This is a genomic window from Alteromonas sp. ABH4_456 (assembly GCF_056160645.1).
Map to the genome: position 1 here is coordinate 175,023 of NZ_JBSWXO010000008.1, position 25,283 is coordinate 200,305.

Below are 25,283 nucleotides of genomic sequence, written 5' to 3' on the forward strand. Positions count from 1 at the left end.
GTTATTCATAAACCCAGTAAAGTGTTGCCAGTGGCGGTAAAGTGATTTCAATAGAATACGGCTGATTGTTCCATTCCACCGCGTCAGCAGTAACAATTTCAGGTGCAGGGTAATCACTGCCCCAGAACTCACCGCTGTCGGTATTCAGTACCAGTGAGTAAGTGCCCGGGTCTTCCACGCCAATGCGGAACTTCTCACGGGGAGAAGGCGTAAAGTTATTCACCACATAGACTTTTTGCTTGTCGTCTTTGGCTTTTCTTACGAAGGACAACATACTTAATTCAGCATAATTATGGTCTATCCAGCTGAAACCTTCATAATTATGATCCTGCTCATACAGTGCAGGCATAGTCCGGTACAGATGGTTAAGCTTTCGGTAAAGTGCCTGCATGCCTTTATGCTTGTCGAACTCCAGCAACCACCAGTCAAGCTCACCATCGTGATTCCATTCCCTTGACTGGGCAATTTCATTACCCATGAAATTCAGTTTTTTGCCCGGATGACCATACATGAAACCGGCATAGCAACGCAGGTTTGCCGCCTGCTGCCATTCATCTCCCGGCATTTTACCAATCAGACTGCCTTTTCCGTGTACGACTTCATCGTGGGAAATCGGCAATACAAAGTTTTCATCGAAGGCATACACCATGGAAAAGGTGATTTCTCCGTGATGATAGCGGCGATACGCCGGATCTTTACTGATGTAATGCAATGAATCGTGCATCCAGCCCATATTCCACTTAAAGCCGAATCCGAGACCGCCTTCGCTCACCGGTCTGGATACACCCGGGAATGAAGTGGACTCCTCAGCAATAGTCATTGCACCCGGGAAGTGCCGGTAAACCTCTTCATTCATCCATTTCAGCAGACTGATAGCTTCGTAGTTTTCATTGCCCCCGTGCACGTTGGGGATCCACTCCCCTTCATTACGGGAATAATCCAGGTACAACATGGACGCCACTGCATCCACCCGCAAGCCGTCAATGTGAAATTTATCCAACCAGAAAAGTGCGTTGGCAACCAGAAACTGGCGAACAGTATCTTTACCGAAATCGTAAATGCATGAATTCCAGTCCGGATGCCAGCCACGGCGGGGATCGTCATATTCGTACACATGACTGCCATCGAACCGCGCAAGGCCATGGGCATCTTCCGGGAAGTGCGCCGGTACCCAGTCAATGATGATGCCGATATCTGCCTGGTGGCACTGATCAACAAAGTATTTAAAATCGTCAGGTGAACCGAAGCGGCTTGTCGGTGCGTAAAGCCCCACCGGCTGATACCCCCAGGAACCGTCGAAAGGAAACTCTGATACGGGTAACAATTCTATATGGGTATACCCCATCTCTTTCACGTAGGGGATCAGCGAATCTGCCAGTTCATGATAACTGAGATAGCGTTTCCCGCTCTCTTCAGAAGGCCGGCGCCATGAACCCGGATGCACTTCATATACGCTCATGGGGTTTGCGTATTTGTCTGCCTGCCGCTTCTCCATCCAGGCACTGTCATTCCACTCATAGGCATTGTGATCGAACACTTTTGAAGCGTGAGATGGATACTGCTCAGCAGCAAAGCCTAACGGGTCAGCCTTGTGAGGTAAATCGTTACCCCAGGCATCTTTTAACTGATATTTATAGCGCTCGCCGGCAACGAGTCCCGGAATGAAGAGTACCCAGTAGCCCATGTCAGTTTGTTGCATGGGATGAGTACGGCCATCCCAGCGGTTAAAATCACCGATGACGGAAACCGCAGATGCGTTAGGGGCATAAACAGCAAAACGTGTTCCGGTAATGCCATCTGTGGTTAGCAGTTGTGCCCCGCCCTGCCGGTAAAGATTTTCAGGCTGATGGTCGATAAAGTGCACAGCATGAAATGCTTCTTCACGGAACTGGTAAGGGTCGGTGAAGCTGTATTCGCTGTCTGCCGTTGTCACCTGCAGTTCGTAACGCTGCGCAGGCTTTAACTTTTTTGATAATGCAGAAAACAGAGCTGAGTCGCCCTGTTTTTTGAGTTTGATGATTTCTTTGCGGGTTTTTAAACAGCGGACTGACACTGTTTTGGCTTCCGGGATATAGGCGGTAACCGTTACGCCATCTTCGCTTTGCTGATTACCAAGTACGGAAAAAGGCTGACTGCACCGCGCTTGTGCCAGTTGCTGCTCTACTACCATTTGTTACTCCTGCAAAGTCTGCCGCACAATACGGCAGACTGCAGAACATCCCTAATCTGTGCTGGCCTGCTTTCTGACAGCGGTCAGCTTAGCAGCCAGGTTAGTGATGTCCTGATTTTCAAAAATAGTCTCTAAAGGCTGAGATAACTTCCTGCGCCAGTTAGGATATTCGTTAAACGTACCCGGTACATTAACAGGCTTATCCATTTCCAACCAGTCTTCAAGTTGCAGACTGAGTAACGCACTGGAACCTGCCGCCATATGCAATTGCATACCGCGGTTAAGTTCTGTAGTCATTCCCGTCACATTCACATCACGACTAATGTTGTCACTGATGGAATGGTGACCGTGCAAGGTATCCAGTATCGCCTGTTTATTCTTATGCCTGTCGTGATACAACACAGACAATATTTCATCAGTAGGATACAAACCAAGCTCTTTACCCAGCTCAAGATCCAGGCAATGCCAGAAGCCGGTCAAAGTTGGCATATCGTGGGTTGTCAGTGTCGACATAGATTGCACGGGGTAATGGGCCGGTGAATAAAAGCCGCCGTCTTTAGCCTGCTCAAAGAAGAATACACGGTACGAATGGACACCGTTATCCGCCAGTTTTTCACGGATTTCTTCCGGGACCGTACCCAAGTCTTCACCGATCACCAGACTCTGGTTACGGTGGCTTTCCAGCGCCAGAATGGCCAGCAGATCGTCGACAGGATAATAAACGTAGCCACCGTCTTTTGCATGGTCACCTTTAGTCACCCACCACAGACGAAGCAGTGCCATAACATGGTCAATTCGCAAAGCACCGGAACCGGCCATGTTGGAAGCAAACAAGTCTATGATTGGCTGATAGGCCTGTTCGTAAAGCTTGTAAGGGTCCATAGGCGGCAGCCCCCAGTTTTGTCCGAGTGGCCCTAAAATATCCGGCGGCGCCCCCACAGAGGCACCGGTACAGTACAAGTCTTTGTTACCCCAGATTTCTGCACTGCCTTCACTGACACCTACGGCGAGATCACGGTATAAACCGATAGCCATGCCGGCATTAGTTGCCACATCACTGGCGGCCTGTAATTGCAACGCAGCCTGCCATTGCAGGAACAGGTAAAAAGAAACCCGCTTTTTATTCTGTTCTCTGAATACCGCTACATCAGGTTTGTGGTATTCACGGAATTCCTCAGGAAATACCGGCCAGCCCCAGGAAGGCTTACCTTCTTCAGCCAGCTTTTCCTGCAACGTATCGTACACCGCCAGCATATCAAGGCTTTCACCACCGGCTTCCACGAACGCTTTAAATGCTTTGTTCTGTTTTGTATTTTTAGTCAGGTACTTGTTGTAGTACACGTCGAACAATGCGGAGAGTGCAGGCAGTTTAAGTGACGCAACGGCAGCATAGTCAACCAGGTCAGCCGCTCTTGCTGCTGCAAGTTTTTCCTGAAAAGCCGCATCATTCACAATGGTCTGCACACTGGCGTCGTCAAAACAGGGCATGGCTGTCACATCGAGGTATAAATAATTCAGCCAGCGACGTGAAGACGGTCCGTAAGGGCTGCAGGCATCAGGGTTCGCCGGATACAGCGCATGAATAGGGTTCAACCCGATAAACTCTGCTCCGGTGGCAGCGGCCTTTTCGGTTAATAAAGCCAGATCTGAGAAGTCGCCCATACCCCAGTTTTTCTGACTGCGTACACAGTAGAGTTGCACACTCAGGCCCCAAATCTTTTTACCGGCAGCAATGGATTCAGGGATGAAGCAGGCTGAAGGTGCAATAATAACCCGCATACTGCAAAGCGGTTCATCATCCCCTTCCACCGATAAGCTCAGTGTATGATACCCCGTGGGCGCCTGAACCGGCAGTGTGACAGCGTATTCGTGATATTCCACGTCTTCCAGCTGGGCGACATTTACCAGTGTTTCGTCAACCGGTGCAAAAGTGTGGACGAATGTCTGTCCATCTTCAAAAGAGAGCGCTACAGTATACTCATCGGTTACCAGCTCTATCGGTAACCGTACAGAAAACGGAACGGTGTCTGATTGGCGTAAAACCTGTACCGGGTTGAGCGGAGTCTGCCAGATTTTTCTGGCTTCTTCTGAAAGCTGTTGTTCTATAGCAGCTTCATTGCTGGTGTCGTAACCCAGTGCATTAAGTAATTTGGTCTGGCTTGATTCTGAAATCGTGGCAGGTTTGCCCCACGCATCAACATAGTGGGTCTCTATGCCGCGCATCTCAACCAGCTGTTGTAAAACGGGATTTGTCATTTTATCTATTCCTGTTTCCCGTGTTGATAATGTTAAGGCAACGGCCGCGCATTCTCATCAACACATTATTTTGAGCATTATCAGTTAAAGACCCGATACAACGAAACTGAATACGTTTGCATAGTTCATAGTTGTAATTTTGCAACATTTTTTGCTTTTTACTTTGCCAATTATGCCATTTTGATCCATACTTTACGTAATTTTTTTTCACTTGTACCAAAATACAATTAGAGGTATGACATGACTATTCGCATCGGTATCAATGGTTTTGGACGCATTGGTCGTTTGGTAATGCGCGCTGCACAAAAGCGTGACGACATCGAAGTTGTTGCTATCAACGATCTGCTGGACACAGATTACATCGCTTACATGCTGAAATATGATTCAACCCATGGCGTTTTTGATGGTGAAATAAAGGTAGACAATAACCAGCTGATAGTAAATGGTAAAACTATCCGTGTTACATCAGAAAGAAACCCTGCTGACCTGGCATGGAACGATGTAAACGTTGACGTTGTTGTTGAATCTACAGGTTTGTTCCTGACAATAGATACTGCTTCAGCTCACCTTGAAGCCGGCGCAAAGAAAGTGGTGATGTCTGCACCATCTAAAGACGACACGCCTATGTTCGTTATGGGTGTTAACCACGGTGAATACGATGGCCAGACTATCGTTTCTAATGCGTCGTGCACCACAAACTGTCTTGCGCCTCTGGCGAAAGTACTGAACGACAAATTCGGTATTGTTGACGGTCTGATGACGACTGTTCACGCGACGACAGCAACACAGAAAACTGTTGACGGTCCTTCTCACAAAGACTGGCGCGGTGGTCGTGGTGCGAGCCAGAACATCATTCCATCTTCTACCGGTGCTGCGAAAGCCGTTGGTAAAGTTATCCCAGCACTGAACGGTAAATTAACCGGCATGGCATTCCGTGTGCCTACTCCGAATGTTTCAGTTGTTGACCTGACAGTAAATCTGGCAAAGCCAACCACTTATGAAGCTATCTGTGAAGCAATGAAGGAAGCGTCTGAAGGTGAACTGAAAGGCATTCTGGGTTACACCGAAGATGCTGTTGTGTCTAATGACTTCCTGGGTGACGCACGCACTTCAATCTTCGATGCAGATGCAGGTATCGCTCTGACTGACACGTTCGTTAAAGTTGTATCCTGGTACGACAACGAATGGGGTTACTCAAATAAAGTACTTGATTTAGTTCAGCATATTTCAAAATAATGCGAACACGCCCTAACCGGGTGATAAGCAAGATAAAAATGTAAAAAAGGTGCGATTTGCTATCGCACCTTTTTGTTTTTAGATGCACAATATTAACCGGACTTTATTTTGGCAAGGAGATGTCACATGAGTATTCCCGACTCTGTAACTGTTGAAGAATCTTCAGGGATCACCTTTTTAAACGTAGACAATCAGTTTGCCAGCAGCCGTATCAGCTTATTTGGCGCGCATGTACTGTCATTCATACCAAAATCTGATGATCGTGACCGTTTATGGCTCAGTCCTCATGCGTTCTTAAACGGTGAGCGCCCGATTCGTGGTGGAATTCCTCTGTGCTGGCCCTGGTTCAGTGATGACCATAGCCGTGAGAAAGGTGAACTCCCCTCTCATGGTTTTTTGCGCACCCAAAGCTGGCAGATTCAGTCTTCTGAAGACACCGGAGACGGCACACGCATTGTTCTTACCCCCACATTCAGCCGTGGTGAAGGCTTTGAATATGATTGCAAAGTCAGCTACGAAATTCTGGTGGGTAAAACCCTGTCGATTACACTGAAAACAGAAAACACCGGTATCGTGCCGTTTTCATTCAATGCAGCAATGCACACCTATTTTTCAGTGGCAGATATCGCGCATACCAAAATTACAGGTATTGAAGGCGAGTACAAAGACAAACTGGAAAACTGGGCATTAAAGCCTGCCCCGTCTCCGTATACTTTCAGTGGTGAAACAGACCGCATTCATCAGCATGCTGCTCCTGACGTAACCGTTTATGTGGAAGAGAAGCCATTTACCCGCGTAACATCTATGGGACACGATTCTCTGGTGGTCTGGAATCCCTGGCAAGGGGCTGCTTCTATCGCTGACATGGACGCGTTTGGTTTCAGACATATGTTATGTATTGAGACTGCCGTGACCAATGGATGCACATTAGCACCCGGCGAAAGCCGCAGCGTCACGCAAATTGTTTCCCCCCTTTAGTCAGCTATTGTCACAAGCGGGAAAAACACACCATCAGGCATAAGCATGCCTGCAGACATAAAAAAACCGGATGTTATACAACATCCGGTTTCTGAGCAAAATCAGAGAATTTGTACTCAGGCTTTGGCACCGTCACAGGCTTCTTTTGCCAGTTGGGTGATCTTGTCCCAGTCGCCGCTTTCAATGGCATCATCAGGTGCAACCCATGAACCACCAACACAACGGACGTTAGACAGAGCCAGGTAGTCGTTGTAGTTAGCCGGACCGATACCGCCTGTAGGACAGAATGTCACATCAGGGAAAGGACCGCCGATAGATTTAAGCGCCTTCACGCCACCTGATGCTTCAGCAGGGAAGAATTTCAGGTGGTCATAACCCGCATCCTTCGCTGTCATCAGATCAGAAATTGAAGAAATACCCGGAATTAACGGAATATCGTAACCTTTACCGGCTTCAAGCAGTGCTTCAGTCAGACCCGGGCTGATAGCAAATTTCGCTCCTGCTTCAACAACCTGTTTAAGCTGCTGTGCATTGGTAACAGTACCCGCACCGATAATCGCTTCAGGTACTTCGTCTGCGATTTTCTCAATCACATCCAGAGCAACAGGTGTACGCAGTGTGACTTCCAGCACCTTAATGCCACCTGCAATCAGTGCTTTTGCCAGTGGCACAGCTTTGTCCAGGTCCTTAATTACCAGTACCGGGACTACCGGGCCAGCAGCAAAAATGTCTGCCGGTGTATAGTTAGCGTTCGTTGTCATAGTTCACTCGCTGTATGTTGTTTCAGGTATGCAGATGCACCTAATAATCCGTGGTCGGGCTCTGCAATCAGATAAGTTGGAATGTCTTTCACGTAATGCTTCATCTGGCCTTTGGCCTCGAAGCGGGCACGGAAGTCACTCTCTTTTAAGAATTCTGCAAAACGGTTCGCAATACCGCCGCCGATGAAAATACCACCGGTGGTAGCCATGTTCAGTGCCAGGTTACCGGCAAAACTGCCCATGATACGGCAGAACTGAGTCAGAGTTTGTACGCACACATCGCATTCGCCGGACAACGCACGTTCAGTAACCTGAGACGGTTCTGTGTGTGTTACCGGTACGTTATTGTGTAATGCCAGCGCCTTGTAGATGTTCATCAGTCCGCGACCAGACATCACCTCTTCGGCAGATGCGCGACCGTGTTCATTTTGCAGGTAGCGCCAGATCACCACATCTGTTTCATCAACAGGGGCGAAATCAACATGACCACCCTCGCCGTCCAGAGTTTGCCAGCCTGAAGACGTCATGGTGATGTGTTCTACACCTAACCCGGTGCCCGGACCAAATACAGCGATATTGCCGTTGGTTTTCGCCGTGCCGGTTCCGATTTGCACCACCTGATCATCACCTAATACCGGTAATGAATGCGCCACGGCTGTGAAATCATTGATCACAAAAAGATTGTCCAGCTTCAGCTGACTACGTAATGCAGTTTGTGAGAATGCCCAGCTGTGGTTCGTCATCTCTACCTGGTCACCCAGTACCGGACAGGCAATAGCAATACAACCTGACGTAAAGGTGAACTGAGGTAAATCTGCGAAATACTGACCAATAGCCAAATCAATACTGGCAAAATCTCTGCACTGGTATTTGATGATATTGTCTACACCGGTATCAGTTACACGGGCAAGACGAATGTTAGTCCCGCCGACATCTGCAACAAAAAGTGCCGTCATAGCGCCTGCTCCTGAGTTACAAACAATGAACACGCACCTTCTTCAGCACCGGACAGAATATTTCTGTAACCGGAGAACAGTTCACGTCCCATACCTTCCTGATGATGCGCCAGGTCCGCTTCTTTTGCGGTACGTGCAGCCAGAGTTTCGTCATCCACCAGCAATGTCAGTTCACCGGTTTCTGTATTCAGTTCGATGAGGTCGCCGGATTCCACTTTCGCCAGCATGCCGCCTTTATAAGCTTCCGGAGTAACATGGATAGCCGCAGGTACTTTACCTGATGCACCGGACATACGTCCGTCTGTTACCAGCGCAACTTTGAATCCGCGGTCCTGTAACACCCCCAGAGGTGGTGTTAAGCGGTGCAGTTCAGGCATACCAATCGCTGACGGGCCCTGGAAGCGCACAACGATAATGCAGTCTTTGTCCAGATCACCGGACTTAAACGCCGCATCCAGTTCGAACTGATCTTCGAACACCACAGCAGGTGCTTTAATGTGGCAAACCGGCGACTTAAGCGCAGACGTTTTGATAACGCCACGACCCAGGTTACCGCGAAGTACGCAAACACCACCGTCAGGCTTAAAGGGTTTCTCAATAGTGGCCACTACCTCTTTATCAAGAGATTCAACCGGACCGTCACGCCATTCAAGTTCACCGTCTTTCAGAACCGGCTCTTTGGTGTATAAATCCAGACCGTCACCACAAATTGTCTTAACGTCATTGTGCAGCAGACCTGCATCCAGCAGCTGTTTGAACAACAGCGACATACCACCGGCAGCGACAAAATGGTTAATGTCAGCGTGACCATTCGGATAGATACGGGTAATTAACGGTGTGGCATCAGACAGATCTGAGAAGTCGTCCCAGTTAACCAGAATACCGGCTGCACGGGCAATCGCCACAAGGTGCATGGTGTGGTTAGTTGAACCACCGGTCGCCAGTAATGCAACGATACCGTTAACAATGGCTTTCTCGTCAACAATATGACCAATCGGCGTGTAGTTGTCGCCCAGGTCAGTGATACGGGTTGCCTGAACGGATGCTGCTTTTGTCAGTGCATCACGTAGTGGCGTGCCCGGATTAACAAACGATGAACCCGGCAGATGCAGACCCATAGTCTCAACAACCAGCTGGTTAGAGTTCGCTGTACCGTAGAAAGTGCAGGTACCGGCAGAGTGGTAAGACTGAGATTCTGCTTCAAGTAATTTGTCGCGCCCGACTTTACCCTGTGCAAATTCCTGACGGACACGGGCTTTTTCTTTGTTTGGCAGACCTGAAGGCATTGGTCCAGCAGGAATGAATACAGTCGGTAAGTGACCAAAGGCCAGTGACCCCATCAGTAATCCTGGGACAATTTTGTCACAGATCCCCAGCATCAGAGCGCCGTCGAACATGTTGTGAGACAGACCCACTGCCGTCGCCTGGGCAATAATGTCACGGCTCATCAGGCTCAGATCCATGCCTGGGTTACCCTGAGTAACACCATCACACATGGCCGGTACACCACCGGCGAACTGCGCTACGCTGCCCACCTGACGGATGGCTTCTTTAATGATTGCCGGATATGCTTCGTACGGCTGGTGAGCCGATAGCATATCGTTGTAAGAAGAGATAATTGCGATATTGGCTTTCGTCATTGAACGCAAATCGGCTTTGTCATCGCTGCCACAAGCGGCGAAGCCGTGAGCCAGGTTACCACATGACAGCACACCACGGTGCGGTCCCTGACGACGGGCCTTCTCAATTTTTTCCAGATAGGCCTTACGGGTTGCTTTACTGCGTTCAATAATTCGCTGTGTTACTTCAGCAATTTGAGAATTCATGATCTGCTCCTAGGGTGCCCACATCAGCGTGACATCAGCACGGTTGACAACTGCGGTAACGGGTTTTTCCAGCTCAGTTGCATTAGCAATGGCGTCTTCTAAAACCGCTTTTTTCTTTTCACCGGTGAGGTGAATAAAGATATTGCGACTGTTTAACAGCGCAGGCAGTGTCAGTGAAATACGTTGGTGAGGGGCCGTGGTGGGTTGGGTAGCGATACAAATTTTACCACTCGCCAGATCCAGACCATCCGCAACCTGCTCCGAACACGGAAACAGTGATGCTGTGTGGCCATCTTCGCCCATACCGAGAATAAGCGCGTCGAAAGGCTGGCTGAAACTGGACAGGCGGTTTTCCGCCTCGGCGATACCATCATTGGCATCTGCATCATCCGTTTTCAAAGTGACAAAATTAGCGGCTGCCGCTTTGTTCTGAATCAGGTTTTCACGCACCAGCTTTGTATTGCTGGCGTCGTCATTTTCATCAACCCAACGCTCATCAGCCAGCGTAATGTCAACTTTATCCCAGGCAAGGTCAGTCTGGCTAAGCTGTTTGAACAGAGCCAGAGGTGTTCTGCCCCCGCTCACTACCAGACTGGCGCGGCCACGTTCAGCAATGCCTTTTTCCAGCAGTGAAATAAGCGTGTCTGCAAATGCACTGGTCAGTGCATCTGCATTGTCAAAAGCATTAATTGTCAAAGCCATCTTATTTCTTCTTCCGTGTTGTTTTGCTTTCATACCAACTACGGTTAGCGCGGGCTAATAACCCGATAGAATCTACCGGTCCCCACGTACCAGCCTGATAAGGCTCCGGTGGCTCATTAGTTTGCTTCCACGCTTCAAGAATTGAATCAACCCAGTTCCACGCCTGTTCAATTTCATCACGGCGAACGAACAGAGCCTGGTTGCCCAGCATCACTTCAAGTAACAGCTTTTCATAAGCATCAGGAATGCGGTCGTCGCCGAATGCATCCGAGAAACTCAGGTCGAGTTTTGACTTTTGCAGGTCCATTGAACCTGAGCTGGTCAGACCCGGTACCTTGTTCATTACGGTGATTTCAACACCTTCGTCAGGCTGCAGACGGATAACCAGTTTATTAGGCGGCAGATTTTGGAAGCTGTCACCGAACAGGTTGTGTGGCTGGCGTTTGAAGTAAATCACAACTTCAGACACTTTGGTCGGCAAACGCTTACCTGTTCTTAAATAAAATGGCACGCCGGCCCAGCGCCAGTTGTCGATGTCGGCTTTAATGGCAACGAAGCTTTCAGTACGGCTGCGGGTGTTGGCACCCTCTTCTTCCAGATAGCCAGGTACTTCTTCACCCTTAACGAAACCAGACGTGTACTGACCACGAACTGTTGATTCATTGATATTGCTCAGGTTAATCGGACGTAAGGCTTTCAGTACTTTCAGTTTTTCATCACGGATACTGTCGGCATTCAGGTTTGCCGGCGGTTCCATGGCAATCAGACTGAGAATTTGCAACAGGTGGTTCTGCACCATGTCACGCATTTGACCAGCGTCATCAAAATAGCCCCAACGGCCTTCAATCCCTACCGACTCAGCAACAGTAATCTGTACGTGGTCAATGGAGTTGTGGTCCCAGTTGGTAGCAAATATGGAGTTAGCAAAACGCAGGGCAATCAGGTTAAGAACGGTTTCTTTACCCAGATAGTGGTCAATGCGGTAGATTTGCGATTCTTTAAAGTATTCTGAAACCTGGTCATTAATGACTTTAGAAGATTCAAGATCGTGACCGATTGGTTTTTCCAGCACTACACGTACGGAGCTGTCGATAATATCGCAGCTGTGCAGACCACGGCAGATGTCACCGTAGATAGCCGGCGGAGTCGCCAGATAGCAAACCATAATGCGGTCTGCATCTACTACTGAATCAAAAACGCGGTAGCTTTCAGTATTCTTCATATCCACACAAGCATATTGCAGACGGGCTTCAAGGCGGGCCCAGGTATCTTCGCAAACTTGTTTAGAACCAAATTTTTCGATGTTGTTACGGACTTCTTTCTTGTAGTCCTCAGTGCTCAGGTCCTGACGCGCTACACCAATAATTTTGGTATCAGGGTGAATGAGCTCAGCTTTTTCCAGCTGATATAAGGACGGCAATAGTTTCCGTCGTGAGAGATCCCCTAACGTGCCAAACAGCACAAAATCACAGGGTTCAAAGGAATTATCCATTACCATATTTTGTCGACCTTCTTAATGATAATCCAGATAACAGTTCGATACTGTCAGGCAACGCAGATGAACTGTCTCGTCGTTGTTAGCACATAGTTAACACCAAATGTAGTAAAATTACAACTTGAGTCATCTATGACACGTTAAAGAGGTATTTATTCGCTGAATACCCGCCATTCTGTTGCTTCGATTGTCAAAAAATTACATTTTTCTTGTCACCCGAGTCACTTTGGGTAGTATAGAAAGCTGGAATGACTATAACTTTACCTTACTTTTCGCTATATCCGTATGAATATTCTTGAGAAAATTACGCAAAATAAAGCCGCTTTCAGCAAGTCTGAGCGCAAAGTTGCCGAAATAATATTGGCCAACCCGCAAACGGCAATTCATTCGAGTATAGCAACGCTCGCTAAAATGTCTGATGTCAGTGAGCCGACAGTAAACCGTTTTTGCCGCCGCCTGGACACCAAAGGCTTCCCGGATTTTAAATTGCATCTGGCACAAAGCTTAGCGAATGGCACGCCATATGTTAACCGTCATGTAGATGAAAGTGACGGCCCGGGTGAATACACCAACAAAATTTTCGAAAGCACCATGGCATCCCTCGAAGTTGCGCGGCAGTCCATTGACGTCAATGTTGTTAACCGTGTTGTTGATCTGTTGACTCAGGCACAAAAAATTTCATTTTTTGGCCTCGGCGCTTCGGCCTCTGTAGCCCATGACGCGCTGAATAAGTTTTTCCGCTTCAATGTGCCCGTGGTTTACTTTGAAGATATTCTGATGCAACGCATGAGTTGCATGAACTGCACAGACGGCGATGTGGTTGTATTGATTTCCCACACCGGCAGAACCAAAAGCCTGGTCGAGATTGCCCAGATTGCCCGCAGTAACGATGCCACTGTCGTTGGTATCACCTCTGCAGACAGCCCTTTATCACGTGAATGCAGTTACGTATTGTCTCTGGAAGTGCCGGAAGACACTGACATGTACATGCCCATGGCGAGCCGTATTGCCCAGCTTACCTTAATTGATGTACTGGCCACCGGCTTCACCCTGCGTCGTGGCAATAAATTCAGAGAAAATCTCAAGCGGGTCAAAGACACCCTTCGTGGTTCCCGTTTTGACAAACGCGACTTATAACAGTTCATTCCAGCTGATTTATTGAAGACCGCTTTTACCAGCGGTCTTTTTTTAACCATTTTTTCTTCTTCCTGCGTTCAGATTAGTTCACACCTCACTGGTAAGGCCAGTGAGGAAAAAAGTTCTTTGCATTCACATTTTTGTCAGATTGCTCTACTATTCTGTAATAAAATTACGTAAAAGCATTACAGCAACATAAATCGAACATTTTTTCGACATTATTGTCAATGTAAGTAACGTGTGTAGAAGCCTCCCTGTTAACGACGAAGAACAAGCGACGAATCATATGACCAGAAGAACAAAGATACTTGCCACATTAGGACCAGCAACAGACACAATCGAACGCATTGAAGCCATCATCGCAGCAGGTGCAAACACAGTGCGGATGAACTTCTCTCACGGTCAGGCTGAAGATCACATTGAGCGTGCGAAGAAAGTACGTCAGGCAGCAAAGAACTTAAATAAATATGTAGCCATTCTCGGTGATTTGCAGGGCCCTAAAATTCGTGTAGCCCGGTTTAAAGAAGGCGCAGTAAATCTTGATGTAGGCGCACCTTTTACCCTTGATGCTGAAATGGCAAAAGATGACGGTGACGTGAATGCAGTAGGCATCGACTATAAAGCGCTGCCTGACGACGTAAACACCGGCGACATTCTGCTACTCGACGATGGCCGTATTCAACTGGAAGTTACTGAAGTAGCCGGTCGTAAAGTGCATACAAAAGTAACCGTAGGCGGAAAACTGTCTAACAATAAAGGCATCAACCGTCAGGGCGGTGGTCTGTCGGCCGAAGCTCTGACTGCGAAAGACAAAGAAGATATTAAAACTGCCGCTAAAATCGGCGTTGATTATCTGGCAGTGTCCTTCCCCCGTTCAGGTGCAGATCTGAACTACGCCCGCGAGCTGGCCCGCGAAGCCGGTTGTGAAGCACTAATCTGTGCCAAAGTAGAACGTGCCGAAGCCGTTGCTACCGATGAAGCCATTGACGATATTATCAGTGCATCTGACGCCGTTATGGTTGCCCGTGGTGACCTGGGTGTGGAGATCGGTGATGCAGAGCTGGTAGGTGTTCAGAAGAAACTGATTGCCCGCTCTCGTCAACTGAATAAAGTTGTCATTACTGCCACGCAGATGATGGAATCAATGATCACCAGCCCGATGCCAACCCGTGCAGAAGTGATGGACGTGGCGAACGCCGTACTGGACGGTACGGATGCAGTGATGTTATCGGCGGAAACTGCTGCCGGTAATTACCCTGTTGAAACAGTGAGAGCCATGGCACGGGTTTGTGAAGGTGCAGAAACACACCCCAGCGTTAAACTGTCCAAGCACAGAATGGATACAGTGTTCTCTACGGTCAGTGAAACAGTGGCGTTGTCTGCAGTTTATGCTGCTAACCACCTGCCAAGCATCAAAGCTATTGTTGCATTAACTGAAAGTGGTAATACGCCTAAGCTGATGTCACGTATTACCACCGGTTTACCTATCATAGCTATGTCACGTCACGAAGCCACGCTTAATGCAATGGCACTTTACCGTGGTGTGAAGCCGGTATTCTTTGATTCCCGCGACAGTGAACCGGGTCAGCTGAAACACGACACCATGGCAGCACTGAAAGCCATCGGTCTGGTGAAAGAAGGTGACAGTGTGATCATGACTTACGGCGATGAAATGGAAAAAATCGGTGCGACCAACGCGCTGAAAATTGTTCAGGTAGATTAATACTGACTCAATTTAATGTCCGTTCAACGGATACAGGAAGGCCGGCAGTGTTGCCGGCCTTTTGCTTTGTGCTTATCACCGATGCGGTCAACGCCGGTCAGGATTGAAACGATCAGCGCCAGTAAGTGAAAAACGGCGTGCTGTCCGGACGTATTACCGGCGGCGTATCGATTGCCGGTGTGCCTAAATATAAAAATCCGGCTATTTCATCTTCTTCATTTAACGACAGTGCCTTTCTCACCAGCTCACAATGGGCATATGCGCCAGTCCGCCATATTCCGTTAAATCCTTGCGCCTGAGCAGCCATTTGCATGGCCATTACCGCACAGGCTGTGGACGCGACCTGCTCCACGCGGGGCACTTTTTCATGCTCTTTATATGTCGTGATGGCCACAATCACCATGGGAGCACGCAGTGGCAACTGCGGGGCACGTTCTATTTCTTTGGCGGATTTGTCGTTTTCAATAGCAGACTGCTCAAACACAGAACCGAGTTTTACCAGCCCCTGCCCTTCACACACAATAAAACGCCATGGCGTAAGCGCCGCATGGTCCGGCGCACGTAAAGCGGCCTGAAAAATATTTTCCAGGGCATCGCCCTCCGGCGCAGGGGCTTTGAGTCTGGGTTGGGAACGACGGTTTAACAGCAGGTCAAGAGCTTCCAATTGCGGTTCTCCTTATACACATCGGGAAATACATTGATGAAAGCACAATGTATCAGCGGCGTGGTGCAGATGAAACAGCTTTTACCAAACTTATCCCTCAATGATGTATATTCACAGTAAATCAGGCCTGTAGCGCTTGTTTACCGCTATCACAATTCATTACAATTTAAGTTAGCTATCCTTCGTGGTTCCGTTACTATGAACTAAACATCCGTCTGAGGTACAAAGCAATATGGCAGCAAAAGGAAGCTGGACGAAAGCATTATTCACAGGACTATGGACAGTACTGAATTTCGCCAGAAAACTCGTATTTAATCTTATTTTTCTGGTTCTTGTTATTGGCGTCATTATTGCCATCAGTAGCAGTGAAGATCCCATCTCGGTAAAACCTGACAGTGCATTATTATTGCAGCTGAACGGTAACCTGGTCATTGAAAAAGAGCAGGTCGACCCGTTTTCACAATTCATGCAGGAAGCGTTTGGTGAAGAACCGGATAACCCGGAAGTGCTGGTACGTGATGTGGTTAAGGTACTGAATAACGCCAGGCAGGACTCCCGCATAAAAGCGCTCATTCTGGATTTGTCCGGGTTACAGGGCGGCGGACTGGATAAACTCCGCACCGTAGCCGCTGCCATCGATGACTTTAAGACCGAAAAACCGGTCTACGCTATCGGCGACTACTACAGCCAGAATCAATATTACCTTGCAGCACGTGCTGATCATATTTACCTGAATCCAATGGGCGGTGTGATGTTTGAAGGTTACGGCCGCTTTGGCATGTACTTTAAAGACATGCTGGAGAAATTACGCATTACGACACATATCTTCCGTGTTGGTACGTACAAATCTGCCGTAGAGCCGTTTATCCGTAATGACATGTCTGACGCGGCAAAAGAAGCAAACAAGTTGTGGCTCGACACTTACTGGTCACAATACAAAGCTGATGTGGCTGCTGCCCGTGGTATTGATGTCAGTAACTTCGATGAAGAACTGGACGTTCTGCTGAACAAGTTTGAAGAAGCCGGTGCAGATTTCGCTAAATATGCACTGAACAACGGCTGGGTGGATGCCCTTAAAACCCGGGAAGAAGTCCGTCAGGAACTGGTTGCTTTAGTCGGAACGGATGAAAACAAACTGGGTGTCAACGTTACCCCTTTTAATACTTACCTGAAAGCCGTTAATCCGCCGTTACCCAAAATTGGTAACACGAAGGATAAAGTCGCAATTGTGGTAGCCAAAGGCGAAATCCTCGACGGTAATCAGCCCGCCGGCACAATCGGTGGGGACAGCACAGCACGCTTATTACGACAGGCCCGTCTGGATGATACGGTGAAAGCTGTCGTTCTGCAGGTCGATTCACCGGGAGGCAGTTCATTTGCATCCGAAATTATCCGTCAGGAAGTGCTGGAACTGCAAAGCGCCGGTAAACCTGTCGTTGTGTCTATGAGCACCTATGCAGCGTCCGGCGGTTACTGGATTTCTGCACCGGCAGATAAAATCATTGCTTCTCCCAGCACTATCACTGGCTCCATCGGTGTGTTTGGTATGTTTCTTACCTTCGAGGATTCACTGGAATACCTTGGCATTAACACCGACGGTGTTGCATCTACCGAAATTGCCGGTATGTCAGCACTGCGCAAGCTGGATCCCCGCTTTGGTGAAATCCTCCAGCGCAATGTGGAAAGTGCTTATCGCCAGTTCATCACCATGGTGGGTGAATCCCGCGGTATGAGCCCTGAAGCGGTTGATAAAATTGCCCAGGGCCGTGTATGGATTGGTAGTCAGGCACTGGAACTGGGTTTGGTAGACGAACTGGGCGACCTTGATGATGCCGTCGCATCCGCTGCTGAAATTGCCGGTCTGGAAACCTGGGACACCCAGTACGTAGAGCGTATCCTGTCTCCTCAGGAACAATTCTGGAAAGAGTTTTTCGGCCAGGCGCTGGTGTGGGGTGCAAAAATGCAATTCGCTGATAACGACAGTCACCTGATGAAAATGGTGAAGAACCTGTTAGCAGAAACCGGCACGGTAACCAACCTGAATGATCCACGCGGTGTATACACCCTGTGCCTTCAGTGTAAGGTGGACTAAGACCCGGTGACACTTAATCACTCTGAAAAAGAGGCGGTGATCCGTGAAGTTCACCGCCTCTTTGCTGTTGCAGAACGTTATTTTAACCGCCCTTTCCCTTTGCCCGATGTGTCTTTCAGGCGCAGCGGTAAAAACGCCGGCACCGCCTTTTTACAGCAGAACAGGGTTAACTTTCATCCTGTATTACTGGCTGCAAACAAAGCGGCATTTTTCAGTGATGTGATCCCACATGAAGTCAGTCATCTGATAACGTGGCATACAGCAGGCAAACGACGCAGAGTGAAACCTCACGGTCCGGAATGGCAGACTGTCATGCAACATGTTTACGGCGTATCCCCTTCAACGACACATGACTTCGACTTATCCGTACTGGGCCTGACAACCTTTAACTACCGCTGTGGCTGCCAGACTATAGAATTGTCGGTGAGAAGGCATAATAATGTGAAAAAGGGCATGACTTATCGCTGCAGACGATGCGGGGAAAATCTGGTATTCGTTAAGAACAGCGAAGCAACGTAAGCTGACTGAAAAGATAAGAAGGTTTAAAAACCTGGCAGTCAGGTGACGCAGTAACACGTCACCGGTAGCAGGAACGGGTTTCAGTTAAACCATTTTTGCGTGAAAACGCGGTCGAGTTCACTGAATGCTGTTTTCAGCGTAGCCGCCAGTTCACGATATTTAGGCTGAGAACGCATTGCCTGCAATTCACAACCTTCTGCTGCCATTTTACGGTGAACTTCCTGATACCAGCTTTTAATTTGCGGCGGCAGAGTCTGATTCGAGCGGTGCCCCAACCAGAGTAAGCCCTGTAATGGCAGGCTGATGAAGAACAACCCAATTGCCATCGCCTGCGGCAGGTATGCACTTCCCAGCACATTTAACATCATTCCCGCGGCCACAATGGCCAGAGGCGGCATGGCTTTGATAGCCAGCTTTGTAGCACTGACGACACGGCACTCCGGAAAGAAAGCATAAAGCTCCCGTTTTACCGGCCAGGTATTCATATAGTCTTGTCCGTCACGCAGAAGCGTAATTACTGATTGTGACATGCCTGCTCTCCTGCCGGTGCTGACCCCGGTCAACGTCTGGATTTTATTTTATTAAACTACAAATAATCCCGGATGTATTCAGCATTCTATACTAAATATACTGCGGTTTGGTTTATTATAGCCCGGTTAACGGCTCAGGTTACATTACTGACATATATTGTAATGAAAAGTCATACTCAATTCAGGTTGAATATGCGATATTGACCCACATAAAGATACCATCATTTAAAGGCTCGTTGTCAGCGGCGATGAGTGAAAGCATTGGAGATAGAAATGGCAGAAAGCAGACACGTCCGTCTACTTATTCTCGGCTCTGGCCCGGCAGGATATTCCGCAGCAGTCTATGCGGCCAGAGCAAACCTTGAACCTGTACTGTTAACAGGTATTCAGCAGGGTGGACAGTTAACAACAACCACAGAAGTTGAAAACTGGCCGGGCGACCCTGAAGGACTGACAGGTCCTGATCTGATGGTACGCATGCAAAAACACGCAGAGAAATTCAATACAGAAATCATTTTTGACCACATCAACAAAACTGATTTCAGTAAGCGCCCGTTCACCCTTTACGGTGATTCAGGCACTTATACCTGTGATGCACTGATCATCGCAACCGGTGCTTCTGCGAAATACCTGGGTCTGGAATCTGAAGAAGCGTTCAAAGGTAAAGGGGTCTCTGCCTGCGCAACCTGTGACGGATTCTTCTACCGTAACCAGAAAGTAGCGGTTGTGGGCGGCGGTAATACTGCCGTGGAAGAAGCACTGTATCTGTCGAACATCGCGTCTGAAGTTCACGTTATTCACCGTCGTGACACTTTCCGCAGTGAAAAAATTCTTGAGCAGCGTCTGCTGGACAAAGCAGAAAACGGTAACGTGGTTCTGCACCTGAATAAAACGCTGGACGAAGTGCTGGGCGATGAAATGGGCGTAACCAAAGTCCGTATCGCTGACACGCAGTCCGATGCCAAAGAAGAAATCGATGTAATGGGCCTGTTTATTGCCATTGGCCACAAGCCGAACACGGATATTTTTGAAGGTCAGCTTGAAATGAAAGACGGCTATATTGTTGTTCAGAGCGGTCTGCAGGGTAATGCCACACAAACCTCGGTGGAAGGTATTTTTGCTGCCGGTGATGTGAGCGATCATATTTATCGTCAGGCAATTACCTCAGCCGGTACCGGTTGTATGGCTGCACTGGATGCAGAAAAATTCCTCGACGGTTTCCGCCCGGAACAAGGCTGATAACTGAGGTACGGGGCAGCTTCCCTGCCCCGTGATTCCATGATTGAACTTCCTTACCTGAATGTTGATACGCCTTTTCCGCCTGTTTCAACTGCACTGAAAGAACCTGACGGCCTGCTGGCTTACGGCGCAACACTGGATGCCCCCCGATTATTTCAGGCTTACTCCAACGGCATTTTCCCCTGGTTCAGCGATGATGAGCCGGTACTCTGGTGGTCGCCGGATCCAAGAGCAATCATTGAGCTGGATGGCTTTCACGTATCTAAAAGTCTGAAAAAACTGGCAAAACGAAAACAGTACCGCGTCACGCTGAATGAAGATTTCTACGCGGTTATCCGTGCTTGCTCATCCATTCCCCGCTACCGGCCTGACAGTAATGAACTGTCGTCGGATACCTGGATCACCGGTGACATGATTACCGCATACGAAAGACTACACCGAGCCGGCATTGCCCACTCTGTTGAAGTATGGAATGAAGACAATCAACTGGCCGGCGGCTTGTACGGTGTGGCAGTAGGTGGTGTTTTTTGTGGTGAATCCATGTTCCACAAAGAACCGAATACATCCAAGCTGGCCATGCTGGCGCTGGTAAAACACATGCAAAACCATAATCTTGCATTTATTGACTGCCAGTTACCTACGGAACATTTGCAGTCCCTCGGGGCGCAAACCATTCCCAGAAGCACATTTATTGACCGCTTACGTCAACATAATGCTACAATAGACGAAAACGGCAGAATAACTGCCTCATATCGTAGTAGTTGGCAAGGTGGAAATATAACGCCATGAAGTTTGGGCTTACGCAGTCTTTCGCCTGCAGTTATTTACCGGATAAGAATGAACAGTTACTGGTATTTGCAGAAACTGAACAGGATCTCCGCTATCGTTACGGACAGCTGATTCAGGCCGGATTCCGTCGCAGTGGCGATCAAATTTACCGGCCCCACTGCCCTACCTGCGAAGCCTGCCAGTCGGTACGTATTCCTGTGGCACAGTTTTCGCCCTCAAGAAGTCAGCGACGTGTGCTGAAGCGCAACAGTCACCTCACCACTACGCTGTCATCAACACCGAAAGACGAATACTACCCTCTTTACGAGCGGTACATTAATGAGCGCCATACCGACGGCAGCATGTATCCGGCTAACAGAGACCAGTATAACAGTTTCATTATCTGCAACTGGAATCCCCCCGTATTTATTGAAGCGCGGGACGGAGATGAGCTGGTTGCAGTGGCCGTTACCGATGACATCCGTCATTGTGACGGTACAGCTTCTTTCTCAGCGCTGTATACGTTTTTTGCGCCTGAGTTATCGTCCTCGTCAATGGGCACGTGGATGATATTACAGCAAATCGCCCATGCTAAATCCGATGCCCGCAATTTTTTGTATCTCGGTTATCAGATAGACGAGTGCAATAAAATGAATTACAAAACGAAATTTTTGCCCCATGAACGTTTATTTGACATGAATTGGCAAAAATTCAGCTCAAATAAAGCCTGAACCCTTTACACACGGGCGTTTATTGGTTAATGTCTGCGCGGCAAAATTTTGACTTACTGAGGTAACTGCTTTTCATGGCAAAAGAAGATTCTATCGAAATGGAAGGAACCGTGGTTGACACACTTCCAAGCACACAATTCCGCGTTGAACTTGAGAACGGTCACGTTGTGACTGCACACATCTCCGGCAAAATGCGTAAGAACTATATCCGCATTCTTACTGGTGACAAGGTAACCGTAGAGATGACGCCGTACGATCTGACTAAAGGTCGCATCGTTTATCGTGCAAGATAATACTCAGTAGTCTGTAGAATCTTAAAAAAAAGCCCGGTGATATCACCGGGCTTTTTGTTTTTAAGTCGGGTTGAGCGCGAAATCCTTAGTTGGATTCCGCCTCTTCATTCCGAGTTTCCGCACCGGAGAAAGAGAACTCCAGTTTGTTTTCACCCAAATCGACTTTCACACTGCCACCTTTGCTCAACTCTCCGAACAACAGTTCGTTAGCCAGCTCTTTCTTCACTTCCTCTTTTATAAGGCGTGACATAGGCCGTGCGCCCATAGATTTATCGTAACCTTTCTCAGCAAGATACGCCCTTGCAGCCGGCGTGACTTCAAAGGTAACACCTTTGGTATCCAGCTGTGCTTCCAGTTCCACCAGGAACTTATCGACCACTTGCAGAATAACGTCGGTGCCAAGGTGATTGAACCAGATAATACCGTCAAGACGGTTACGGAACTCAGGGGTAAACACCTTGTTGATTTCCGACATGGCATCATGACTGTGATCCTGTTGCTGGAAGCCGATAGATTTACGAACGGTTTCCTGCACGCCGGCATTAGTGGTCATGACCAGGACCACATTACGGAAGTCAACCTTACGGCCGTTGTTATCCGTCAGCGTACCGTGATCCATGACCTGCAGCAGAATATTGTAAATATCACTGTGGGCTTTTTCGATTTCATCCAGCAGCACTACCGAATACGGGTTTTTAATGACCGCATCGGTAAGCAGACCGCCCTGATCGAAACCGACATATCCCGGAGGCGCACCGATTAAACGGCTTACCGCGTGGCGCTCCATGTATTCCGACATATCGAAACGGATAAGCTCCACACCCATGATTTTTGCCAGTTGCTGTGTGACTTCCGTCTTACCTACACCGGTAGGACCGGCGAACAGGAAACTGCCGATAGGCTTCTCTTCACTGCCCAGACCGGCACGGGATAAGTGAATCGCGTCTGTCAGCGTCTCAATGGCTTTGTCCTGACCAAATACCACCATTTTCAGGTCACGGCCAAGATGTTTCAGCGCCTGACGGTCGGAGGCAGACACGGACTTCTCAGGGATCCGGGCCATCTTAGCGATGATTTGCTCGATATCAGCCACATTGATGGTTTTCTTACGGCGGGACACCGGCAGCAAACGCTGACTGGCGCCTGCTTCGTCCATGACGTCAATGGCTTTGTCCGGCAAATGGCGTTCGTTGATGTACTTGGCAGACAGCTCTGCAGCAGCCTGAAGTGCTTTCTGGGTAAAACGAACGCTATGGTGCTCTTCGTAACGGGACTTCAGACCCAGCAGGATCTTGGTCGTATCGCTCACTGAGGGCTCCACCACGTCGACTTTCTGGAAGCGACGGGCAAGTGCCCTGTCTTTTTCAAAAATGCCCTGGTATTCCTGATAGGTGGTAGAACCGATGCAACGCAATTCACCGGAACTCAGTTTTGGCTTCAGCAAATTAGATGCATCCATCACACCACCGGATGCCGCACCGGCACCGATGATCGTATGAATTTCATCAATAAATAAAATGGCGTTTTCGTCTTTGCTGAGTTCTTTAAGAATGGCTTTTAACCGTTTTTCAAAGTCACCGCGATACTTGGTACCGGCCAGCAAGCCGCCTAAGTCCAGAGAATACACCGTACTGTCGGCAATCACGTCCGGCACGTCATCGTTAACGATGCGGTAAGCTAAACCTTCGGCAATAGCCGTTTTACCTACGCCGGCTTCACCCACCAGCAGCGGGTTGTTTTTACGGCGACGACACAGAATTTGAATCGTACGCTCTACTTCCGCATCACGTCCGATTAACGGGTCAATTTTACCGTCCTTCGCCTGACGGTTCAGATCAGTAGAATATTTGCTCAGTGCAGAACCGGACTCTTCGCCCTCTGCTGTCTCTTCCTGACTTTCAGCACCGGCAGGACTTTCATCTTCATTTTTACTGACACCGTGACTGATGTAATTCACCACATCAAGACGGGTGACGTCAGCACGTTTGAGAATATAAACCGCCTGAGATTCCTGCTCGGAGAAAATAGCCACCAGCACGTTCGCACCGGTTACCTCGTCTTTGCCTGATGATTGCACATGAAAAACCGCGCGCTGAAGTACACGCTGGAAACCTAAAGTTGGCTGCGTCTCACGGTCATTTGCCTGCTCATCCATAATGAGTGGCGTGGTATCTTTAACAAACTCGATAAGTTCGCTTTTGATTTGCTCGATATTGGCACCACACGCTTTAAGTGCGTCCCGGGCGGCAGAATTATCCATCAGCGCCAGCAACAGATGCTCTACCGTCATGAATTCGTGACGATGTTCTCTGGCAAACACGAAAGCTTCGTTCAGCGTTTGCTCTAACTCTTTATTCAACATATCGCTCGCCCTCTGTTAATAGACCTATGCCTGTTCCATGGTGCACATAAGCGGGTGTTGATGCTTACGCGCATACTGATTGACCTGCATCACTTTGGTTTCTGCAATCTCTGCAGTAAATATGCCACACACAGCACGTCCCTGATAATGTACGGTGAGCATAGTCTGATTGGCCTTCTCAGCATCCATATTAAAAAAATGCATGAGTACTTCGACCACGAAGTCCATCGGCGTGTAATCGTCGTTGTTCAACAACACTTTATACATTGGCGGCGGCTGCGTCTTCTGTCGCTCCGCAAGCCTCTCTTTTTCTCTGTCTATACTGATCGCGTTGTCTTTACTCATAGTACAATAATAGTGCCTTAGCGCAGATTAGCCGATTTTTTTGTAAATAAATAATCTTTAATTTACGCTTGACATTCAATGGTTAAAATATCTACAGTTTTAACTATGGCCATGCGAGTGACGCGCATAGCCATCGTGCTCCTCATATTTCTATTGTGGGGGCATAGTATTATGAGTTCAAGGATTAAGAGGAAGTCGATGTATGGCGGTTGGTAAAGTTAAATGGTTTAACAATGCTAAAGGATTTGGATTTATCGTTCCTGAGGACGGCGGAGAGGACATTTTTGCCCACTACTCCACCATTCAGATGGATGGATACCGTTCTCTCAAGGCAGGCCAGGAAGTAACGTTTGATGTACAGCAGGGTCCTAAGGGCCTTCACGCAGAAAACATTGGTGTTGTCGAAGAACCTGAACGTTAAAATTCAAAAAAGCATCTCAAAGGGCTTTTTACTGCGATTCGGCAGTCGGTAGAAGGCCTTTTTTATGCGCCATTTTCAG

Annotated in this window: 22 protein-coding genes; 11 read left to right on the forward strand and 11 right to left on the reverse strand. The window is 48.4% G+C overall.

What is annotated here, in order from left to right:
• Nucleotide 1 precedes the first annotated feature (1 nt).
• A complete protein-coding gene (gene glgB, locus ACXAG2_RS13770) occupies nt 2–2,170 on the reverse strand; it encodes a 1,4-alpha-glucan branching protein GlgB (protein WP_474867840.1) in 2,169 nt (722 codons plus the stop codon).
• Between the two features lie 51 nt (nt 2,171–2,221).
• A complete protein-coding gene (malQ, locus tag ACXAG2_RS13775) occupies nt 2,222–4,426 on the reverse strand; it encodes a 4-alpha-glucanotransferase (protein WP_474867842.1) in 2,205 nt (734 codons plus the stop codon).
• A 240-nt stretch (nt 4,427–4,666) separates the two neighbouring features.
• Between malQ and gap the strand changes: the two genes are divergently transcribed.
• Together gap and ACXAG2_RS13785 are read left to right on the forward strand one after the other, a co-directional pair.
• The gene (gene gap / locus ACXAG2_RS13780; RefSeq protein ID WP_474867844.1) at nt 4,667–5,662 is read left to right on the forward strand and encodes a type I glyceraldehyde-3-phosphate dehydrogenase; all 996 of its coding nucleotides are present in this window, start codon (nt 4,667–4,669) and stop codon (nt 5,660–5,662) included.
• Between the two features lie 126 nt (nt 5,663–5,788).
• Nucleotides 5,789–6,640 carry a D-hexose-6-phosphate mutarotase gene (locus ACXAG2_RS13785; protein WP_474867846.1) on the forward strand — a complete coding sequence of 284 codons (852 nt, stop codon included), beginning with the start codon at nt 5,789–5,791 and terminating at the stop codon, nt 6,638–6,640.
• Nucleotides 6,641–6,756: 116 nt separating this feature from the next.
• On the opposite strand, the gene ACXAG2_RS13790 is transcribed toward ACXAG2_RS13785, so the two are convergent.
• Genes ACXAG2_RS13790 through zwf form a run of 5 tightly spaced genes read right to left on the reverse strand, consistent with a single transcriptional unit; the run spans nt 6,757 to nt 12,383 of the window.
• Nucleotides 6,757–7,401 carry a bifunctional 4-hydroxy-2-oxoglutarate aldolase/2-dehydro-3-deoxy-phosphogluconate aldolase gene (locus ACXAG2_RS13790; RefSeq protein WP_474867848.1) on the reverse strand — a complete coding sequence of 215 codons (645 nt, stop codon included), beginning with the start codon at nt 7,399–7,401 and terminating at the stop codon, nt 6,757–6,759.
• The gene (locus ACXAG2_RS13795) at nt 7,398–8,357 is read right to left on the reverse strand and encodes a glucokinase (protein ID WP_474845737.1); all 960 of its coding nucleotides are present in this window, start codon (nt 8,355–8,357) and stop codon (nt 7,398–7,400) included. The genes ACXAG2_RS13790 and ACXAG2_RS13795 overlap by 4 nt, the downstream gene beginning before the upstream one ends.
• On the reverse strand, nt 8,354–10,183 hold the full coding sequence (gene edd, locus ACXAG2_RS13800) for a phosphogluconate dehydratase (RefSeq protein WP_474867850.1): 1,830 nt from the start codon (nt 10,181–10,183) through the stop codon (nt 8,354–8,356). The genes ACXAG2_RS13795 and edd overlap by 4 nt, the downstream gene beginning before the upstream one ends.
• A 9-nt stretch (nt 10,184–10,192) precedes the next feature.
• Nucleotides 10,193–10,885 carry a 6-phosphogluconolactonase gene (gene pgl, locus ACXAG2_RS13805; protein ID WP_474867852.1) on the reverse strand — a complete coding sequence of 231 codons (693 nt, stop codon included), beginning with the start codon at nt 10,883–10,885 and terminating at the stop codon, nt 10,193–10,195.
• A gap of 1 nt (nt 10,886) precedes the next feature.
• Complete coding sequence (gene zwf, locus ACXAG2_RS13810; RefSeq protein WP_119501086.1) at nt 10,887–12,383, reverse strand: glucose-6-phosphate dehydrogenase; 1,497 nt, start codon at nt 12,381–12,383, stop codon at nt 10,887–10,889.
• Nucleotides 12,384–12,665: 282 nt separating this feature from the next.
• On the opposite strand from zwf, the gene ACXAG2_RS13815 reads away from it, so the two are divergent.
• The gene (locus ACXAG2_RS13815) at nt 12,666–13,517 is read left to right on the forward strand and encodes a MurR/RpiR family transcriptional regulator (protein WP_119501085.1); all 852 of its coding nucleotides are present in this window, start codon (nt 12,666–12,668) and stop codon (nt 13,515–13,517) included.
• 286 nt (nt 13,518–13,803) lie between these two features.
• Nucleotides 13,804–15,240, forward strand: coding sequence for a pyruvate kinase (pyk, locus tag ACXAG2_RS13820; protein ID WP_119501084.1), 1,437 nt, complete (start codon nt 13,804–13,806; stop codon nt 15,238–15,240).
• Between the two features lie 112 nt (nt 15,241–15,352).
• Here pyk and ACXAG2_RS13825 read toward each other — a convergent pair whose 3' ends face one another.
• Nucleotides 15,353–15,904, reverse strand: coding sequence for an NAD(P)H nitroreductase (locus ACXAG2_RS13825; protein WP_474845728.1), 552 nt, complete (start codon nt 15,902–15,904; stop codon nt 15,353–15,355).
• Nucleotides 15,905–16,136: 232 nt separating this feature from the next.
• On the opposite strand from ACXAG2_RS13825, the gene sppA reads away from it, so the two are divergent.
• Together sppA and ACXAG2_RS13835 are read left to right on the forward strand one after the other, a co-directional pair.
• Nucleotides 16,137–17,996: a signal peptide peptidase SppA gene (gene sppA / locus ACXAG2_RS13830; protein ID WP_474867855.1), complete on the forward strand. Its 1,860-nt coding sequence runs from the start codon at nt 16,137–16,139 to the stop codon at nt 17,994–17,996.
• Between the two features lie 6 nt (nt 17,997–18,002).
• Nucleotides 18,003–18,515 (forward strand): SprT family zinc-dependent metalloprotease, encoded by a 513-nt coding sequence (locus ACXAG2_RS13835; protein WP_474867857.1) that lies wholly within the window; start codon nt 18,003–18,005, stop codon nt 18,513–18,515.
• Nucleotides 18,516–18,595: 80 nt separating this feature from the next.
• Here ACXAG2_RS13835 and yfbV read toward each other — a convergent pair whose 3' ends face one another.
• Nucleotides 18,596–19,045: a terminus macrodomain insulation protein YfbV gene (gene yfbV, locus ACXAG2_RS13840; protein ID WP_119501081.1), complete on the reverse strand. Its 450-nt coding sequence runs from the start codon at nt 19,043–19,045 to the stop codon at nt 18,596–18,598.
• Nucleotides 19,046–19,318: 273 nt separating this feature from the next.
• Here yfbV and trxB point away from each other — a divergent pair, with 273 nt between their 5' ends.
• The 4 genes from trxB (at nt 19,319) to infA (ending at nt 22,076) form a co-directional block, all read left to right on the forward strand.
• The gene (gene trxB, locus ACXAG2_RS13845) at nt 19,319–20,284 is read left to right on the forward strand and encodes a thioredoxin-disulfide reductase (protein ID WP_303574283.1); all 966 of its coding nucleotides are present in this window, start codon (nt 19,319–19,321) and stop codon (nt 20,282–20,284) included.
• A 39-nt stretch (nt 20,285–20,323) separates the two neighbouring features.
• Entirely contained in the window at nt 20,324–21,073 is a 750-nt protein-coding gene (aat, locus tag ACXAG2_RS13850; RefSeq protein ID WP_474867859.1) for a leucyl/phenylalanyl-tRNA--protein transferase, read from the forward strand.
• Nucleotides 21,070–21,783 carry an arginyltransferase gene (locus tag ACXAG2_RS13855; RefSeq protein ID WP_474867861.1) on the forward strand — a complete coding sequence of 238 codons (714 nt, stop codon included), beginning with the start codon at nt 21,070–21,072 and terminating at the stop codon, nt 21,781–21,783. The genes aat and ACXAG2_RS13855 overlap by 4 nt, the downstream gene beginning before the upstream one ends.
• Nucleotides 21,784–21,857: 74 nt before the next feature.
• Nucleotides 21,858–22,076 carry a translation initiation factor IF-1 gene (gene infA, locus ACXAG2_RS13860; RefSeq protein ID WP_070124261.1) on the forward strand — a complete coding sequence of 73 codons (219 nt, stop codon included), beginning with the start codon at nt 21,858–21,860 and terminating at the stop codon, nt 22,074–22,076.
• Between the two features lie 85 nt (nt 22,077–22,161).
• Here infA and clpA read toward each other — a convergent pair whose 3' ends face one another.
• The gene (clpA, locus tag ACXAG2_RS13865) at nt 22,162–24,438 is read right to left on the reverse strand and encodes an ATP-dependent Clp protease ATP-binding subunit ClpA (RefSeq protein ID WP_119501078.1); all 2,277 of its coding nucleotides are present in this window, start codon (nt 24,436–24,438) and stop codon (nt 22,162–22,164) included.
• Nucleotides 24,439–24,462: 24 nt separating this feature from the next.
• Nucleotides 24,463–24,783, reverse strand: a complete 321-nt coding sequence (clpS, locus tag ACXAG2_RS13870; RefSeq protein ID WP_119501077.1) for an ATP-dependent Clp protease adapter ClpS — start codon at nt 24,781–24,783, stop codon at nt 24,463–24,465.
• Between the two features lie 202 nt (nt 24,784–24,985).
• Here clpS and cspD point away from each other — a divergent pair, with 202 nt between their 5' ends.
• Complete coding sequence (gene cspD, locus ACXAG2_RS13875) at nt 24,986–25,204, forward strand: cold shock domain-containing protein CspD (protein WP_119501076.1); 219 nt, start codon at nt 24,986–24,988, stop codon at nt 25,202–25,204.
• Nucleotides 25,205–25,283: the final 79 nt, after the last annotated feature.